11 protein-coding genes are annotated in these 17,796 nt (G+C 73.5%); 7 read left to right on the top strand and 4 right to left on the bottom strand.

Features of this window, described 5'->3' with window-relative positions:
• Positions 1 to 14 precede the first annotated feature (14 nt).
• On the top strand, positions 15 to 1,037 hold the full coding sequence (locus AB0J08_RS35890; RefSeq protein ID WP_360642491.1) for an alpha/beta hydrolase: 1,023 nt from the start codon (positions 15 to 17) through the stop codon (positions 1,035 to 1,037).
• A gap of 222 nt (positions 1,038 to 1,259) precedes the next feature.
• The gene (locus AB0J08_RS35885; protein WP_360642489.1) at positions 1,260 to 3,224 is read left to right on the top strand and encodes a cellulase family glycosylhydrolase; all 1,965 of its coding nucleotides are present in this window, start codon (positions 1,260 to 1,262) and stop codon (positions 3,222 to 3,224) included.
• A 105-nt stretch (positions 3,225 to 3,329) separates the two neighbouring features.
• Here the strand turns inward: AB0J08_RS35885 and AB0J08_RS35880 are convergent, their stop codons facing one another.
• From AB0J08_RS35880 to AB0J08_RS35865, 4 genes are all read right to left on the bottom strand, one after another.
• Complete coding sequence (locus tag AB0J08_RS35880) at positions 3,330 to 4,961, bottom strand: hypothetical protein (protein WP_360642487.1); 1,632 nt, start codon at positions 4,959 to 4,961, stop codon at positions 3,330 to 3,332.
• A 29-nt stretch (positions 4,962 to 4,990) separates the two neighbouring features.
• Positions 4,991 to 7,327 (bottom strand): glycoside hydrolase domain-containing protein, encoded by a 2,337-nt coding sequence (locus AB0J08_RS35875; protein ID WP_360642485.1) that lies wholly within the window; start codon positions 7,325 to 7,327, stop codon positions 4,991 to 4,993.
• An 86-nt stretch (positions 7,328 to 7,413) separates the two neighbouring features.
• Complete coding sequence (locus AB0J08_RS35870; protein ID WP_360642483.1) at positions 7,414 to 8,610, bottom strand: DUF4185 domain-containing protein; 1,197 nt, start codon at positions 8,608 to 8,610, stop codon at positions 7,414 to 7,416.
• A gap of 278 nt (positions 8,611 to 8,888) precedes the next feature.
• Positions 8,889 to 9,113 (bottom strand): hypothetical protein, encoded by a 225-nt coding sequence (locus AB0J08_RS35865; protein ID WP_360642481.1) that lies wholly within the window; start codon positions 9,111 to 9,113, stop codon positions 8,889 to 8,891.
• A 155-nt stretch (positions 9,114 to 9,268) separates the two neighbouring features.
• On the opposite strand from AB0J08_RS35865, the gene AB0J08_RS35860 reads away from it, so the two are divergent.
• From AB0J08_RS35860 to AB0J08_RS35840, 5 genes are all read left to right on the top strand, one after another.
• A complete protein-coding gene (locus AB0J08_RS35860) occupies positions 9,269 to 11,866 on the top strand; it encodes a helix-turn-helix domain-containing protein (protein ID WP_360642479.1) in 2,598 nt (865 codons plus the stop codon).
• Between the two features lie 199 nt (positions 11,867 to 12,065).
• Positions 12,066 to 13,208, top strand: a complete 1,143-nt coding sequence (locus tag AB0J08_RS35855; RefSeq protein ID WP_360642477.1) for a serine hydrolase domain-containing protein — start codon at positions 12,066 to 12,068, stop codon at positions 13,206 to 13,208.
• Positions 13,209 to 13,278: 70 nt separating this feature from the next.
• Complete coding sequence (locus tag AB0J08_RS35850) at positions 13,279 to 14,385, top strand: alpha/beta hydrolase-fold protein (protein WP_360642475.1); 1,107 nt, start codon at positions 13,279 to 13,281, stop codon at positions 14,383 to 14,385.
• Positions 14,386 to 14,552: 167 nt separating this feature from the next.
• Positions 14,553 to 15,476 (top strand): 2-dehydropantoate 2-reductase, encoded by a 924-nt coding sequence (locus AB0J08_RS35845; protein ID WP_360642473.1) that lies wholly within the window; start codon positions 14,553 to 14,555, stop codon positions 15,474 to 15,476.
• 137 nt (positions 15,477 to 15,613) lie between these two features.
• Complete coding sequence (locus AB0J08_RS35840; protein ID WP_360642471.1) at positions 15,614 to 17,221, top strand: ricin-type beta-trefoil lectin domain protein; 1,608 nt, start codon at positions 15,614 to 15,616, stop codon at positions 17,219 to 17,221.
• Positions 17,222 to 17,796: the final 575 nt, after the last annotated feature.

Below are 17,796 nucleotides of genomic sequence, written 5' to 3'. Positions count from 1 at the left end.
GGGACGGGGCCGGCATGAGCGTCGCCGACATACCGTCGGAGTCCGGCCCCGCCGCCCCTGCGCCCGGGCACGCGCCCCCGTTCGATCCCGAACTCGGCGCCGCGCTGGCGGCCCTGGGCGACGGGGCCGGCGGGCCGATCACCCCGGAGAACCTGGCGGCCCGGCAGGAGCGGGATGCCGCGTCCCGGGCCAGGCCGACGGTCCGGGAGCTGCGGGCCGACGGCCGCTTCGAGGTGGCCGACCTGCGGGCGCCGGGGTCGCCGGACGGGCCGGACGTCACGCTGGTGAGCGCACGACCCGCCGGGATCTCCCGGCCGCTGCCGCTGCTGTACTACCTGCACGGCGGCGGAATGATCATGGGCAACGCGTGGTCCGTCGTTCCGCGGCTGCTGCGCGAGTGGGCGCTCCCGCTGGAGCTGGCCGTCATCTCCGTCGAGTACCGGCTGGCTCCGCGGACGCGCTACCCCGGGCCGCTGGAGGACTGCTACGCCGGCCTCGTCTGGGCGGCCGAGCACGCGGCCGAGCTGGGCATCGACGCGGACCGCATCGTGCTCGGCGGAAAGAGCGCCGGCGGCGGACTCGCCGCCGCCCTCACCCTGCTCACCCGGGACCGGGGCGGCCCCGCCCCGATCGGGCAGCTGCTCCTGTGCCCGATGCTCGACGACCGCGACGCCACCTTCTCCAGCCAGCAGATGGCCGGCCTCGACACCTGGGACCGTACCTCCAACACCACCGCGTGGCAGGCCCTGCTGGGCGACCGGTACGGCGCCGCGGACCTCTCGCCCTACGCGGCGCCCGCCCGCGCCTCCGACCTGTCCGGACTGCCCCCGGCCTACCTCGACGTCGGGTCGGCCGAGACCTTCCGGGACGAGGGCGTCGCCTACGCCCAGGCGCTCTGGCAGGCCGGCGGCCAGGCCGAACTGCACGTGTGGCCCGGTGCGTTCCACGGCTTCGACACCCTCGCCCCCCGGTCGGCGCTCGCCCGGGAGGCCCGCGACGCCCGTTCCCGCTGGCTCCGGCGCATCCTCGCCCGGTGATCCGACCGCCCGACCGTCCCACCGCCGGACCGCCCAACCGCCAGGCCGCCCGACCGCCGGACCGCCACGGTCCGGGCGCCGGACGGGAGGACCAGGGCAGCGGCGGCGGTTCGGGGACTCCCGGGCGGGCCCCGGGTGTGCCAGGATCCCGGGTGACCGTGTACAGGCAGAACCGGTCCCCGGCGGGGGTGACCGGCGTCCATCACCCTCACCCACGTCGGGATGACCATGAGAAGACTCGCACTGCGCCTGCTGTCCGTGGCAACGACCCTGTCCGCCTGCGTCGTGGCGTCGCCCGGGACCGCCCCGGCGGCACCGGCCGTCCTGACCACGACCGCCACCGCACCGGCGGGCGCCCCGGTGGCGCTCACCGGTGCGCAGCTGGCGGCCTCCTGGACCGGACCGCTGAGCACCCGCGGCCGCTACGTCGTCGACGCGGCCGGCGACCGGTTCAAGCTGCGGTCGGGCAACTGGGCCGGCGCCCAGGGCACCTGGCAGGGCAGCGGCGACACCGCCGATCCGGCGAACAACCAGGCCGGCCAGGTGTCGTACAACCTGCCGCTCGGCCTGGACCGGGCAGCGCTGCCCGAGATCATGGCCGGCTTCCACAGCCTCGGGCTGAACAGCATCCGGCTCCCCTTCGCGGACGCGATGATCCGGGACACCACGGTCGTCCCGGACGTCGCCGTCGCCGCCAACCCGCAGCTGCGCGGCAGCACGCCGCTCCAGGTCTACGACGCCGTGGTGGCGGCCCTCACCGCCGACGGGTTCGCCGTCGTCCTCAACAACCACACCACCTCCTACCGGTTCTGCTGCGGCCTGGACGGCAACGAGCGCTGGAACAGCGGCCAGTCCACCCAACAGTGGGAGGAGGACTGGCTGTTCATGGCGAACCGGTACCGGGCGAACAAGCGGGTCGTCGGTGCCGACCTGCGCAACGAAGTCCGCCGCGACACCTGGGACGACCCCAACTGGGGCATGGGCGACAGCCATGACGAGTACGCCGCCTTCGAGGAGGCGGGCAACCGGATCCTCCAGGCCTCGCCCGACCTGCTGATCATCATGGAGGGCATCAACTGGCAGGGCATTCCGCTGGCCGGGCTGTACCACGGCCGCCCGATGCTCAAGCCGGTCGCCACCCTCTCCCACACCCTGATCGACTCCGGCAAGCTGGTCTACGCGGCCCACTTCTACGGCTACACCGGCTCGGCCAACACCGGTGCGGGCAGCGGGCCCGGCTCCACCGCTGATCCGCGCTACCAGGACCTGACGCCCGAACAGCTGGCCGCGGTGGTGGACGAGGAGGCGCTGTTCGTCACCCGGGCCGGGCAGCACTTCACCGCTCCCGTCTGGATCAGCGAGTTCGGCGCGGGCGGACGCGGCTCGACCGACCCCAAGGAGCAGGCCTGGTTCGACCGCTTCACGGCGATCCTGGCCGCCCGGGACGCCGACTTCGCGATCTGGCCGCTGGTCGGCTGGCACAACGACGGTGCGCCCCAGGACTCCTGGGCCCTGCTGCACTACGACCGGGCCGGCCGCCGGCTCAGCATCGAGGACCCGGGCGACTGGCGGGCCCAGAACTGGAACCGCCTGATCGCGGCCCCCTCGTACACCGGCCAGGTGCCGCGGCAGCCGCGCTGGAACCTGCTCGACCTCGACCACACCGACCAGAACGTGTCCCGGCGGATGCTCGCCCTGCCCGACTGGAGCAGCGGCAACCGCAAGGGCAACTGCCCGGACGGCCAGCGCCTGATCGGTCTGGGCCGCAGCGACAGCCGCGGCCTGTGCACCGACGCCGGGCAACCCGCGACCGGGCCGGGCGGCTGGGTCACCGTGACCGACGAGAGGTACGTCACCGACGGGGACTGGGCCCCGGGCTACAACAAGCTCCAGTGCCCGGCCGGTCATCTCGTCGTCGGCTACGGCGTCCACGGCAACGCGATGGCGGCGCTGCTGTGCGCTCCCGCGGCCGGCCCGCTGCCCGCGACGGGCCGCGTGCTCTGGTTCGACCGGGGCGACAACCGTCCGCCGGCCTCCACCGGAGCGGACTCCGCGGCCAGCGACTGGGCACCGGGGTACTACAAGGGCCAGTGCGCCGCCGGCGAGTACCTCGCGGGTGTCGCGATGACCTGGCGCTGGATGCACGGCGGCGTACCGGACGCGCTGCTCTGCCGCCCCCTGGCCTGATCCGCCGCCGGTGGGCCGGCCATCGACCCGCGGGGCCCGCCCGGTCGTCGGAGGACCTCCTCCGGCCGGACGGGCCCCTTCGGGGCGGGCAGGCGCCCGCTGTCGTCAGGCCAGCGCCGGGCCGGCCGTGGAGTTCAGCCAGGCCCAGCCGGACCAGCTGCTGAAGCCGGTCTGCCAGCGGTGGAAGACGCCGGAGGCACTGCTGCCGAGCACCTCCAGCCGGCCGTCCTGGTTGGTGGTCGCCGCGATCCCGGTGCCGCCGGTGCCGAAGGTCTCCCAGGGCGACCAGCCGCCGTTCACCGCCGTCTGCCACAGATGGGTGGCCGCGCCCGCGTTGATGGCGAACACCTCCATCCGGCCGTCGACCGAGCGCGCGGAGGAGAGCTCGGCGTCGGCGGCTCCCCCGTCCGTCCCGGTCCATTCCGACCAGCTGGTGGGGCCGGTCTGCCACCGGTGGAACACCCCGGCGCCGTTGGAGGCGAACACCTCCAGCCGGCCGTCCGAGTTGTGGTTGACCGTCAGGCCGTGCCCGCCGCCGCCGAAGGTGTCCCAGGCCGACCAGCCGCCGCTGGGCGCGGTCTGGTACAGGTGGCCGAACGTGGTGTCAGACAGCGCGAACACCTCCAGCCGGCCGTCGGGGGCGCTCTCCATCTGCAGCCGCGCGCCGGCGGGGCCGCCGAGACCGGCCCAGGCGGCGAAAGCTCCGTTGGGCGCGGTCTGCCAGGTGTGGAACACCCCGGTGGGGCCGGAGGCGAAGACCTCGATCCGGCCGTCGGCGTTGCCGCCGGCCGCGACCCGGGACCCGCCGGCGCCGAGACCCGCCCAACCCGACCAGCCGGCGTTCGGCGCGGTCTGCCACATGTGGTCGAGCGTGGTCCCGTTGAGCGCGAACACCTCCAGCCGGCCGTCCTGGTTCGGCGCGATCGCCAGCTGGGCGCCGGCCGGTCCGCCTTCGTCGACCCATTCCGACCAACCGCCGTTGACCGACAGCTGCCAGGCGTGCCAGACGCCGCCCGGGCCCGCGGCGAAGGTCTCCAGCCGGCCGTCCGCATCGCGGCCGGACACCATCCGGCCGGACTGGTACGGGTGCGGCGTGACCGCGCTGTCCTCGATGACCTTGTGGTAGCGGCGGGCGCTGAAGGAGCCGTTGGGATGCCCGTCCAGGGAGGCGTCGCCGATGTTGGCGGTGAGGTGGCGGACCGGCGTCGAGCCGAAGGAGTAGTAGGAGAAGTCGCCGTCACCGTCGAGCCACCGGTCGAAGATGAACACGTGCTCGCTGTAGTTGTTCAGGATGTCGCCCGGGCGCAGGTCGCCGCGGTCGATGGCGTACGAGTAGGAGTCCGACAGCGACCCCGTCCAGGCGTTGGCGTCCAGGTGCCAGGCCATCGACACGTAGCCCGAGCAGTCGCGGCGGTAGTCGAAGTCACCGCCGGGGCCGGGCGAGTAGCCGCCCTGGTCGTAGGGACCCGGCTGGTGGTCGACCCAGTACTGGGCCCGGGCGATGATCTCGCTGCGGGTGATCGGGCCGCCGATGGCCGAGGCGGCCATGGTCGGGCCGCCGGTGATGGAGGCGGCGACGGTCGGGCCGCCGGTGGTCGGGGCGGCGGAGGCGCTGCCCGCGGTCGCGAGACCGGTGCCCGCCAGGGCGAGGACGAGGGCGGCGGCCGTCAACAGGGCCCGGACCGTGGCTCTGGACGCCTGCGACACGTGCCGCACGGGGTGGCTGAAGGGTGACATCTCGCTCTCCACTGCTCCTCTCGAAGGGTTCACGCGCCGACCCAGGCGGCGCCGCCGAAGGTGCCGTCGGCGTTCCAGCCGCTCCAGCCGCCGTTGGGTGCGCCCTGCCAGATGTGCGAGATGTTCGCGCCGCCGGGGGCGAGGGCGAACACCTCCATCCGGCCGTCCGCGTTGTGACTGACGTTCACCGTCGCGGCGGCTCCGCCGAAGGAGCCGTTCCAGCCGCCCCAGCCCGAGGAGGGGGCGGTCTGTTCGCGGATCGCGACGCTGCCACCGTCGGGCCCGAGGACGAAGACCGCCATCCGCCCGTCGGCCTCGTGACCCACCACCGGCGTGCCGCCCGTCGGGCCGCCGAACTGGCCGTTGCCGTCCCCGTTCCAGGCACTCCAGCCGCCGTTCGGCGCGGTCTGCCAGATGTGCGAGATCGAACCGCGGTCCGGCGCCACCGCGAACACCTCCATCCGGCCGTCGGCGTTCTGACCGACCGTCACACCGGAGGCTGCTCCGCCGAAGGAGCCGTTCCAACCGCCCCAGCCCGAGGAGGGGGCGGTCTGCTCGCGGATCGCGACGCTGCCACCGTCGGGCCCGAGGACGAAGACCGCCATCCGCCCGTCGGCCTCGTGACCCACCACCGGCGTGCCGCCCGTCGGGCCGCCGAACTGACCGTTGCCGTCCCCGTTCCAGGCACTCCAGCCGCCGTTCGGCGCGGTCTGCCAGATGTGCGAGATCGAACCGCGGTCCGGCGCCACCGCGAACACCTCCAATCGCCCGTCGGCGTTCTGGCCGACCGTCACACCGGAGGCTGCTCCGCCGAAGGACGTGTCCCAGGGGCTCCAGCCGCCGTTCGGCGCGGTCTGCCAGATGTGCCGGATGCTGCTCCTGCCGGAGCCCAGGACGAACAGTTCGAGACGCCCGTCGGGGTCCCGGCCGACCACCGGCAGTCCGCCGACCGGACCGCCGAGCCGCTGCCACGGGCCCCAGCCGCCGTTCGGAGCCGTCTGCTCGCGGTAGTACAGCCCCTGCTGGTCCGGTGAGACCGCGAACGCGATCATCGCGCCGTTCGCCTCCCGGCCGATCGCCGGGTTCTGCCGGCCGTCGCCGAAGTCGTCCCACGCCCGCCCGGAGGCAGCCAACGCGACGTCCAGGTAGTCGGCGTCGATGTTGAGGGTGATGCCGCCGTAGGTCTCGTCGCGGCCACCGGTGTACTGGTGGATCCGCTGGTGGTTCGCCCACAGGTGGTCCGGGATCGCCGGATCCGAGGTGCTGGTACCACCGCTGCCCGGCCACGCCGCGAAGTCGATGACGTCCGGCATCGCGTAGGAGTCGTAGTGGGCGACCAGGTCGGAGATCGTACTGCCGGCGCTTCCGTACACGCCCGACAGATAGCCCCGGGCGTGCAACTGCGTGGTCCAGGCGGACAGGTAGCCCATCACCAGGCCCGAGTACTGCGGCGCGTAGTGCTCGTTGTCCATGTAGACCGGAGTGCCGGGCGGGAAGCCGAGGGCCGACAGCTGCGCGATCGCGTCGTCGGCGTCGGCCGCGCCCTGGGCCGCCGACGGGATCGTGGCGCAGCCGGGGCAGGCCCCGGGCGCCTGGTGGCCGACGTACAGCGGGAAGTAGTGCCAGCCGATCGACGCCTGCCGGGCGACCCAGTCGGCGGTCAGGTTCGGCTGGTCGCAGGTGCGGTTGACGCCACCGATGTAGATCCCGATCGCACCGTAGGGCGAGGCGTCCATCCAGGTGCGCATGGTGGCCGAACCCGGGGCCGCGCACGGATCGAAGCCCTGGCCGGTGTAGTTGGTGGTGCTCCCGTCCACGGCGGCCGCGAGAGCCTCGGCGGTGGCCGGGGCGGCGGCGGTGACGGCGGTGGTGACGCCGGTGGCGGTACCGGTGGCCGGGGCGGCGCTCCCCTGCGCCGTCGCCCCGGCCGGTTTCCGCAGACCGGCCCGGTCGAGGACCGTCGTGACGGCCGCCCGGTCGGTGCCGTAGGCCGCGGTGACGGTGACCTCTCCGGTGGTCACGGTGATCTCGCGGGCGGCGGCGTTCTCCCGCGCCCCGCCCGCCGCTCCGGCCACGGCCGGCCGGACCAGGATCGCCTCGCTGCGCCCCCGGAGGTGGGACGGGCAGTCCTGGTCCTCGCCGGGGCTGCCCAGGTAGACGGCGTGCCGGTCGAACCGCACGCAGGTGTTCGGCGCCGCGTCCAGGTCGATCACCGGCCAGGACGCCGGCACCCGCAACGTCGTGCCCCGGTAGGTCACGTTCTTGCCGTCGCCCGGGGGCGCGGGGACCGGTCCGGCCGCCGCCAGGCCGGCGGACGAGAGGACCAGCGCGCCCACCAGCGCGCCGGTCAGTACGGCGAGTCTCACGAGGACCCCTTCCGCTGTGGATGTCGAACGGCGTGGATGTCCAACGGTGTGGACGGGCCGGCCCGACGGCCGGTGCGCGGCTCGCACTACGGCCGGATCCCGTCGAACTGCAGCACCCGGTAGGCGCCTTGGGCGGTCCACTGCGAGACGATCAGGGTCAGCGAGGTGGCGCCGGCGCTGCCGGGGTGGATGTAGCCGCCGTACAGGCTCTCGACCTGCGGTCGGCCCCAGTGGTTCGGCGGCCAGACGTTGTTGGCGACGATCTGCGGGACCGGCGCGGACCACGCGGCGTCGGGCCGGGACGCGGTGCGCGTGCAGATCGAGCCGTCGTTCACGTCGAGGTAGCTCATGCAGTAGCGGCCGTCGATCCGCTTGACGGAGAACTCGCCGATGTTGTTCCCGGGGCCGAACAGCGGTGTCGGCGGGGTGCCGTCGGTGGCCCAGTACCAGCTGCCGTTGTACGCCCAGTTCTGCTGCGCGCCGAAGTTGCCGGCCCGGAAGTCGTCCGGGTCGATCCGGAACAGCTGGATCGCGCCCTGGTCCCCGGTGTTCTTGTGGGTGCCGTTCCAGCGCTTGGAGAAGATGTACAGCCAGCCGTCCGGGTCGATGCCGGCGAAGGACCACATCCCGTACATCGACTGGTTCACGCCCTGGTCCTGACCGGCCCAGTGGTACGGGTAGTCGGTCCACGTCCGGCCGAAGTCGTCGGAGTAGGCGACGCCCGACATCAGCGAGCCGTCCTCGCCGGCCGGCAGCGGATCCGGGCCGATGCCGCGCGCCACGGAGGTGTACTGCAGGTAGGTGCGGCCGCCGAACTCGATGCAGTCGTTGGGAATGCGGGTGCTCTCCACGCCGTGACCGTTGTCGGCGCCGTGCACGTAGTCGAAGAGCTGCCGGGCGGACCCGTCGGGCATGGCGTAGCTGAACGAGATCGGCGTGGCCCCGGAGCGGTCGAAGTCGGCCTGGTTCAGCATCACCGGGGAGCCGAGGTAGCCGTTTCCGGCGTCGAAGGAGTCGCCGAACACATAGCCCCAGGTGTTGTCGTGCTCCCGGTGGTACGGGATGCCCAGGTCGCCGCTGCCCAGCCCGTACCGGCTCGCCGAGTCTCCGGGCAGTTGGCACAGCGGTGCGCCGGTCTGGCCGACGCCGTTGGTCGCGGCGGCCGGCCCGGCGGCGGCCACGCCGGCACCCACGGCGAGGCCGGTACCGAGGACGAGCCCCGTGCCGGTCCGGAGCAGCGATCGCCGGGTGAGTTGGTGGCCCGGCTGGGGTGAAGTGGACATGGATCTCCTTCGGTTGGGTCGAGACGCGAAAGGCCGATGCGCGGAGGGTCCAGACGCGGAACGTCGAGACGCGAGGGCCGAGACGCGAGGGCCGATGTGCGGAAGGCCGGTGCACGGAAGGCCGGTACGCACGAAGTCGCGTGCGCTGGGCGGTGGTCCGCCGTGGCCCCGGCCCCATGCTGTGGTCCGGACCGCCCGGCGGGACAGGCCACGGACCGGCCAAACGCGACCGGTCACCGCTGACGACCGGTCACCGCCGACGACCGGCGGTCGATCGCCTAGCGCGGGCACGCCGCCGCGGCGACCAGCAGCAGGAGCGCGATCGCGGCCACCAGGAGGCAGCCGCAGCAGCCGTCCGGGATTCGACCGACCTCGACATGGCCCCCGGGAGGAGTGCCGGGATGCCGCTTCGCGTAGTGCTCGATCTGCTGCCGATCCCCCTCGGACCCACTCAGCCAGGCCGTCCTGAAACCGCATTCCCCGCACCAGTAGCGGTAGGCCACGTCGACTCCTCGCTTCCCACCGCGCCGCGCCTCCATGAGGGCAGCGATTGTGGCGTTCGTCATGTTCGGCGAACAGGCCATCCGGCCGGACATCGCTGACCGGTCGTCACAGGTAGGCTCACCGGCGGTTTACCGGCGAGTAGAGAGGCGCCTCGGTGACAGATCAGCTCGGCACGCTGCTCCGCAGGCTGCGCGGCCAGGCGGGCCTGACGCAGGAACAGGTCGCGGAGCGGTCCGGAGTGAGCGTGCGCACCATTCGCCGGCTGGAGAGCGGCAGATCCACCGACCACCGGTTGGGAACGGTGAACCTGCTGGCCGACGCCCTCGACATCAGCCAGGAGGACCGCCGGCACCTGGCGAGCATGCTCGCGAAGGCGCGGAGCGAATCGGCCCCCGGGCAGCCCGGACAGCCCGGACCGGCCGCCGCACCACCCGGGGCCACCGCCCCGCCCGGGCCGACGGCGGACCCGGCCGGACCCGCCACCGCACCACCCGGGGCCACCGCCCCGCCCCGGACCGGCTCACCGACCCCGCCACCCGAGCCGTCCGGCGCTCCCGCCCCCGCCGTGCCCGCACCGCGGGCGGTTCCCGCACCGAGGCCGGTGCACGCCGCGCTGGTCGACGCCGCACAGGAGCTGGCGACGGAGGTCCGGCGCCGCTGGCGGCGCGAGGAGGCGCAGCGCCGGGTCCACGACCCGTTTCCGCTCCCGGTCCGCTGGCAGCCGGCCCCCGCCGGGCTGACCGACCGCTCGGACAACATCCAGCGCCTCGGCCCGGGGGCGGTGGCCCGCCGGATGGACCTCAGCGGGGACCTGCGGAGCGTGGCGGAGGTCTACCGGCGGATCTCCTCCGGGCGGTTGGTGATCCTCGGCCGGGCCGGCTCGGGCAAGTCGATCCTCACCATCAGGTTCGTCCTGGACCATCTGGAGGACCCGACCGTGCCCGGCCGGGTCCCGGTGGTCTTCAGTCTCGGCTCCTGGGACCCGACCACCACCGCGCTGCGGGACTGGCTGATCGGCCGCCTGCTGCGCGACCACCCGCACCTGGCCCGCCGCGGCCCGCACGGGTCGACGCTGGCCGCCGCGCTGGTCGACGCCGACCTCGTCCTCCCCGTCCTCGACGGGTTCGACGAGATCGCGGAGGGCCTGCGGCGGGAGGCCCTCGACGCGCTCAACGCCACCTCGCTGCCGCTCGTCCTCACCAGCCGGCACGACGAGTTCGCCGAGGCCGTCCAGGAGGCGCACGCGCCGCTGCTCTGGGCGGCCGGCATCGAGCTCTCCGACCTCACCCTCGACGACCTCGTCCACTACCTCCCCCGGACCGCGCGACCGGTCACCCGCGGCGTGAGCACCGCTGCCGGCGACGGCCACGGCGAGTCGGTCTGGGGACCCGTCCTCGACGAACTGCGCACCGGGGGGACCACGGCGGCCGCCAACCTCGCGGCGGTGCTGACCACCCCGCTCATGGTGATCCTGGCGCGCACCGCCTACAGCGAGACGCCCGACCGCGATCCCGCCGAACTGCTCGACCCCGTCAGGTTCCCCACCGCGAAGTCCCTGGAGGAGCACCTGCTGGCCGGGTTCGTCCCCGCCGTGTACCGGCACCGCGCCCCGGAGCGGGACGCCGCCGGACGGCAGGCCCGGTCGCCGGGCTGGGACCCGGAGCGCGCCCAGCGCTGGCTCGGCCACCTCGCCCACCACCTGGTCCGGCTCGACCACGACCGGCAGGACCTCGCCTGGTGGCAGATCGGCGAGTCGCTGCCGCGCTCGACCCGCGTCCTGGCCGTGGTGGTGGCCACCTCGCTGAGCGTCGCCGTCGCCGACTGGCTCGTCGGCCTGTTCGTCAGCCTGCTCGGCGGCCCGCTCGGGCTCGGGCTCGGCATCGGGGTCGGCGAAGTCCTGCTTCAGGGGAGCCTGATGGGACCGGTCGCCGGGCTCGCCTTCGGGTGCGTGTACGCGCTCCTGATCACCTTCGGCGGCGGGGAGGTGTTCGAGCCGACCCGCGTGCGGCTGCGACTGCCCGGCACCCACCACGGCCTCGGGCGCCGGCCGGTCCGCACCTTCCTCGCCCGGTTCGGGGACGGTCTGCTCGGCGGATCCGTGATGGGCGTCGGCTGCGCGTGCGCCCTCGCCCTGGAGCGCGCGCTGTACGCGGGCTCGCCGCTCACCGATCCGGCCGTGATCGAGGGCACCCTGATCAACATGCTGTGCCTCGGGCTGACCTTCGGCTCGGCCGCCGGGCTGGTCTTCGGGCTCTCGGCCGCGCTCGAAGCACCCGTCGACGTCACCTCCGCGGCCACCCCGGTGAGCCTGCTGTCCTCGGACCGCGCCACGATGGTCCGCCGGTTCCTCACCCTGGCGCCCGCGCTCACCATCACCATCGCCGGCGGCGGGCGGCTGGTCGTCGAGCTGTTCCAGGACTCGCTGGGGCCACTGAACTGGGGCGTCCCGGACGGCCTCTTCATCGGCGCGGTCGGCGGGATCGGCGGCACGGTCTCCTACCTGCTCGCCTTCACCGCGTGGGGCCAGTGGCTCGTCCTGTCCCGCCTCTGGCTGCCGCTGACCGGTCGACTGCCCTGGCACACCGTCGCGTTCCTGGACGACGCCTACCACCGCGGCGTGCTGCGCCAGACCGGCGCGGTCTACCAGTTCCGGCACGAGCGTCTGCAGCACCACCTCGGCCGCACCTTCCGGCAGCAGCACAGCCACTACGCGCCGGCCACCTTCCCGCCCGCGCCGGCCGCCTCACCGTGACCGCGGGGGCGCGCTCCACCGGTCAGGGCGCCGACGCGGGACGGCCGGTCACATGTGGCCGGTGCCATGGCCTGTCCGCCGGGCCGCCCGGACAGCAGCATCACGGGTACCGGTTCGACGCGGCGCCGGCGCTCGGACCCAGCGGAACCGATCGCGAGCACCGCGCGCCGCCCTGACCACCCGCAGCCCAAGGAGTCCGATGAAGCCCCTACGTCTGACCGCCGTCGGCGCCGCGCTGGCGCTCGCCGCCCTCGCCGGTGTCGAACCGGCGCACGCCGACGCCCCGACCGCGGCCGCCGTCCTGCAGGCCGGCGCCCAGCAGGGGGTCGCCGACGGGTATCCGGGCGTGATCGGCCTGGTCCGCCAGGGCGACACCACCCGGTACGTGCACGCGGGCGTCGGCGACCTCACCACCCGGGTGCCCGCCGATCCTTCCGCGAAGTTCCGGATCGGCAGCAACACCAAGGCGTTCACCGCCACCGTGCTGCTCCAGCTGGAGGGCGAGCAGCGGCTGTCCCTCGACGACACCGTCGACCGGTGGCTGCCCGGAGCGGTGGCCGCGAACGGCTACGACGGCACCAGGATCACGATCCGCCAGCTGCTGAACCACACCTCCGGCCTGCCCGACTACGCCAAGGACACGGCGTTCTCGCTCTCCTACGCGCTGAACACCGAGCCCAACAAGCCCTGGCCGCCGCAGACCCTGGTGGACCTCGCCCTCGCCCAGCACAAGCCCACCGGTGCGCCGGGCGGGCAGTGGAGCTACTCCAACACCAACTACGTCCTGGCCGGCATGGTGATCCGGGCCGTCACCGGCAACGACGCGGCCGCCGAGGTCCGACACCGGATCATCGAACCGCTCGGCCTGCGCGACACCACCTTCCCGACCAGCGATCCGACCCTCTCCGGCACCTACCTGCACGGGTACGAGTACCCGGTGATCGGCATCGGCATCAGGGACGTCTCCGTCTCCGACGTCCAGACCTTCGGCGCCGCCGGGGCGATCGTGTCGACCCTGGACGACCTGACCGCCTTCTCCCGCGCCCTGGTGACCGGCCGGCTGCTGGCACCCGCGCAGGAGGCCGAGCTCAAGACCACCGTCCCGGTGACCGCCGACGGCACCGTCGGTTACGGCCTGGGCATCGTCCACGTGCAACTGCCGTGCGGACAGTGGGCCTGGAGCCACAACGGCGCCGTGCTGGGCTACTTCAGCGACTGGTACACCAGCGACGACGGCAGCAGGCAGGTCGCGCGCGCCAACAACGAGTTCCACCTGCTGGCCGGGACGAGGGGCCAGCAGGACACCGGCAAGGCGACGGTCGACGCCTACTGCGCGCTGTGACCCCCGGCTCCGCCCGCACCCGGCGGCGGGACCCCCGACCATCCTGTCCGCCACTCCGAGAGGACCACCGATGACCTCGCTCCCGACCGCCTGGCGCCGGCACGCGAAGGCGGCCGTCGTCGCCGCGGCGATGGCCGTGTCCGCGCTGCTCGTCGCCGCTCCCGCACACGCGGACCAGCCCGCCGTGCCGGCCGCCCCCACCGTCCCCGCCGTGCCCGTCTTCACCGACGGGTTCGGCCTGACCCAGGTCGGTGCCCCCGAGGTGCGTTCGAACACCGACCTCACGCTCACCGTGACCACCGGTCAGCTGTCCGGCACCCACAAGATCCGGATCTTCCTGCCGCGGGACTACGCCGCGGACCCCGGCCGGCGCTGGCCGGTGACGTACTTCCTGCACGGCGGGGCCGGCACCGTGGACGACGCCGCGGCCGCCCCGGCCCTGCGCTCGGACGCGATGATCACCGTCGTCCCGGACGGCGGCCTGAAGGGCTGGTACGCCGACTGGCTGATGCAGAACACCGTCCTCGGCAAGGCCAACTGGCAGACCTTCCACACCGGCCAGGTCGTCCCCTTCATCGACGCCAACCTGCGCACCCTCACCGACCGGTCCCACAGGGCCGTCGTCGGCCTGTCGATGGGCGGCTACGGCGCCCTGCGCTACGCCGAGTACCGGCCCGACCTGTTCGGCCACGTCGCCGCGCTGTCCGGCGGCATCGACCTCGGCATGGCGGAGATCCGCGGGACGGTCCTGGCCACCGAGCTCAACCTCCCGGGGGCGTGGTGCGCCGCGAGCACCTCCGGCACCGGTCAGTGCGTCGGCTACGGGCCCTACGTCGACAGCGACGCGATCTTCGACTCGCCCTACCCGGTCTTCGGCGCCGACCACGTCTGGAACGAGGTCAACCCCGCCGCGGGCGCCAACCTGGCCAAGCTTGCCGGCACCGACATCGCCCTCTACACCGGCGACCAGGGGCCCATCGACCACTTCACGGCGATCGCCACCAACACCGTCCGGACGCGGCTCGACCAGCTCGGCATCCCCCACCGCACCCTCGACTACGGCGACGGGTCGACCCTGTCGCCCACCTGCAACGGCGGCCACAACTACGGCTGCTGGGCTCCGGCACTCGCCGACTACGTCCCCCGGCTCGAAGCCGCCTTCGCCACGGCGAGCTGACCCCGCGCCGGTCGGCGGCCCCGCGCCCTCCCGAGCGCCGCGGCCGGGAACTCACGGGGGTCTCCCCCGCGAGGATTGACCCGGCCGCGGCCGGAAGAGATCATCGTGCCGGGTCCAGGGCGACAACCCTTCCGGGTGTCGACCCGCAAACCGAGAGGAACCCAGCCATGTCCGAATCCGGACGATTCACCGTCGAATCCGTGCCGATACCCGCCCGTTCCACCGTCGCCGTGCTCGGCCCCGGAGGGGTCGGCGGCCTGCTCGCCGCACTGCTCTCCCGCGCGGGGCACCGCGTGATCTGCCTCGCCCGGGAGGAGACCGCCGCTCCGCTGCGTCAGAACGGCATCCACGTCCGCAGCCGGCAGTTCGGCGACTTCGCCGCAGCGGTCGAGGCGGACGGCACCCTGCGCGAGCCCGTCGACCTGTGCCTGGTGACGGTCAAGAACACCGCGCTCGACGCGGCGCTCGACCGCGTGCCGCCGCAGTGGGCGGCGAACGCCCTGGTCGTGCCGCTGCTCAACGGCGTCGAGCACACCCGCACCCTCCGGGCGCGCTACGGGGACGAGCGGGTGGTACCCGCCGTCGTGCGGGTCGAGTCCACCCGCACCGCGCCGGGCGTCATCGAGCACGGCAGCCCGTTCGTCGAGATCGACCTGGCCGGCCCGCCGGAGCGGTCGGCTCCGCTCGCCGACCTGCTCACGGGAGCGGGCGTGACCGCCCGGGCCCTGCCGGACGAGGACGAGGTCCTGTGGGGGAAGCTGGCCTTCCTGGCCCCCTTCGCCCTGCTGACCACCCGCCATCGCCGGCCCATCGGCACCATCAGGTCCGAGCGGCGCGACGAGCTGACGGCCCTGGTGGCGGAGACCGCGGCGGTCGGCCGGGCCTGCGGAGGCCGGACGGTGGCCGCCGAAGTCCTGGCGCGCTACGACGCGTTCCCCGCCGACAGCAGGTCGTCCATGCAGCGCGACGCCGAGGCGGGCCGCCCACTGGAGCTCGACGCCATCGGCGGCGCCCTGCTGCGCGCGGCCGAACGGCACGGCATCCCCGTACCGCTCACGACGCGGCTCGTCGCGGAGCTGGCGACCGCATGACCCGCCGGCACCGACGCCGCTGACCACGGGCCCCGGTCGGCCCTGCCGCTCGACGAGCAGGGCCAACCGGGGCGGGCCACCCGCACTACAGTCTGCTCCTGTCGGGACACACCCGTCTCTCACAGGGGGAACAGGACTTGAGGCTCCATCACCAGCCCGATCGCCCGCACCGCCGCACGTTCCGGCGGCGGGCGCGCTCCGTCCTCGTCACACTCGCGCTGGTCGGCGGCCTGCAGGGCGCGCTGGCCGGAACGGCGTCGGCGGACCCGGCGGTGTCGCTGTGCTCCTCCGTCAACGGGAAGTTCGGCTCGGCCGTCGTGGGCGACGGCCGCTACCGCATCATGCCGGACGAGTGGAACTCCTCGGCCGAGGTCTGCATGACCAGCGACGGCGGCGCCGACTTCACCGTCACCCGCAGCGACCTCACCAACGCCACCAATACCCAGCCCGGCGCACCCGGCGCGTACACGCGCATCGAGTACGTCCCGCGACCAGGTGAACTGCCCACCCCGGTGGCCACCATGGGCGACACCCTGACCGGCTGGCGGACCACCACCGGTGTCCCCGGGCAGTACAACGCGGCGTACGACCTCTGGTACGCGGACACGGCCGGCGGGTGCGGTCCGACCACCTCGCACGAGCTGATGATCTGGCTCAACCGGCAGGGCGGGCCCGTCCCGCTGGGCACCGCCACCCAGCAGGTCACCCTCGGCGGCCGGACGTACCAGGTCCACCAGTACCAGAACGCCACCACCGGCAAGCAGGTCATCAGCTACCTGCTCACCACTGCGACCAACTCCGTCTACGCCCTGAACCTGCGCGCGGTCACCGCCGACGCCGTGGTCCGAGGCTACGTCCCCGCCGACGGTCAACTCTGCTCCGTGCAGGCGGGCTTCGAGATCTGGAACGGCGGCGCCGGACTGGCCACGAAGTCGTTCTCCTACCAGCCCGCCACCGGCCTGCCGACCGGCAACGTGACGTCCGGCCTGCCCGGCAAGTGCCTCGACGCCGGGAGCAACGCGGCCGAGCCCGGCAGCTCCACCATTCCCGTGGACATCTGGGACTGCGCCACCACGCCGAACCAGACCTGGACGATCGGCAACGACGGCACCGTCAAGGCCCTCGGCACGTGCCTCGACGTCACCGGCGGCGGACTCACCGACGGGACCCCGGTCCAGCTCCACCCCTGCAACGGCACCGGCTCCCAGGTGTGGACGCAGAACGCCAGGGGCCTGCTGAACCCGCAGTCCGGCCTCTGCCTGACCGACCCCGCCGCCTCGACCGCCAACGGCACCCGGCTGACCGTCGGGACCTGCGGCGGGAGCGGACAGGACTGGCGGCCTCCGTACGGCGGGCAGCCGCTCTGGAGCGCCTTCACCAACAAGGCCACCACCTACTGCCTGAGCGGCGGCGTGGAGAACCCCACCTCGGTCAGCCTCCACACCTGCGGCGCCGGCCCCACCGCGCCGCAGAACTGGTCGCTGGTCAAGGACGGCACCCTCCGGAACTCCACCGGCACCTGCCTGGACGCGGGCACCGCCGGCACCGCCGGCAGCACGGTACAGCTCGCTCCCTGCTCGGGGTCGACGACGCAGCAGTGGCTGCTGTCACCGACCGGCTACCTGCTGAACCCCGGGTCCGGCAAATGCCTCGACGACCCGAAGTCCACCGCCGTTCCGGGCGTTCCGCTGAACCTGTGGACGTGCAACGGCACCGCCGCCCAGATCTGGTACTCGGCCGCCTGACCGCCGGCCCGGCGCCGGCCCGGCGCCCGTTGGCCTGCGATTTCGTCACCGTGAGTCGCGTTCGGTCCGCAGCGGGTGGGGGCTGTGGTGCGGACCACCCGGGGGTGGGTGGCCGCCCGGCACTTCCGGTACGGGCGGCCGAGGGCTCGTCACACACCGTCGACGATGTGCGCGGCCTCACACCGGTCGCGATGTGGCCCGGACCACTTTCCGGCCCTGTTCGATCTTGAAAAACGGGACATTTGCCTTCAAAACAGCCCATTTCCTTGATCCATACACCCGGTAACACCACCCTGACATGCCTAAACCTCCGAATCCTTGAAACCCCCGCCCCCACCCCCGTAACTTCGAACCCGTTGCACCGAGCAGCCGCACCGAAGGCCACACCGCCCCGGAGCACAGCAGGTGCCGAACCACGCGAGCCACACACCCCCCGAAACCAGCAGCCCCCAAGGGCCTGGTTCCGCACGCTCGCACCCACCTCCGAAAGGACCCGCATGACCTTCCGTAACGAGACCACCGCGACCACCACCGCCACCAAGCGCCGCAACCGCGTCCGGATGGCACTCATGGCC

The organism is Kitasatospora sp. NPDC050463 (assembly GCF_040655255.1).
Classification (GTDB): Bacteria; Actinomycetota; Actinomycetes; order Streptomycetales; family Streptomycetaceae; genus Kitasatospora.
This window is presented reverse-complemented; position numbering and strand designations above follow the sequence as displayed.

Bases quoted from the DNA above. Each gene is read 5' to 3' on its own strand.
- AB0J08_RS35890 (WP_360642491.1), top strand. From the start codon at position 15: ATGAGCGTCGCCGACATACCGTCGGAGTCCGGCCCCGCCGCCCCTGCG.
- AB0J08_RS35885 (WP_360642489.1), top strand. From the start codon at position 1,260: ATGACCATGAGAAGACTCGCACTGCGCCTGCTGTCCGTGGCAACGACC.
- AB0J08_RS35880 (WP_360642487.1), bottom strand. From the start codon at position 4,961: ATGTCACCCTTCAGCCACCCCGTGCGGCACGTGTCGCAGGCGTCCAGA.
- AB0J08_RS35870 (WP_360642483.1), bottom strand. From the start codon at position 8,610: ATGTCCACTTCACCCCAGCCGGGCCACCAACTCACCCGGCGATCGCTG.
- AB0J08_RS35855 (WP_360642477.1), top strand. From the start codon at position 12,066: ATGAAGCCCCTACGTCTGACCGCCGTCGGCGCCGCGCTGGCGCTCGCC.
- AB0J08_RS35850 (WP_360642475.1), top strand. From the start codon at position 13,279: ATGACCTCGCTCCCGACCGCCTGGCGCCGGCACGCGAAGGCGGCCGTC.
- AB0J08_RS35845 (WP_360642473.1), top strand. From the start codon at position 14,553: ATGTCCGAATCCGGACGATTCACCGTCGAATCCGTGCCGATACCCGCC.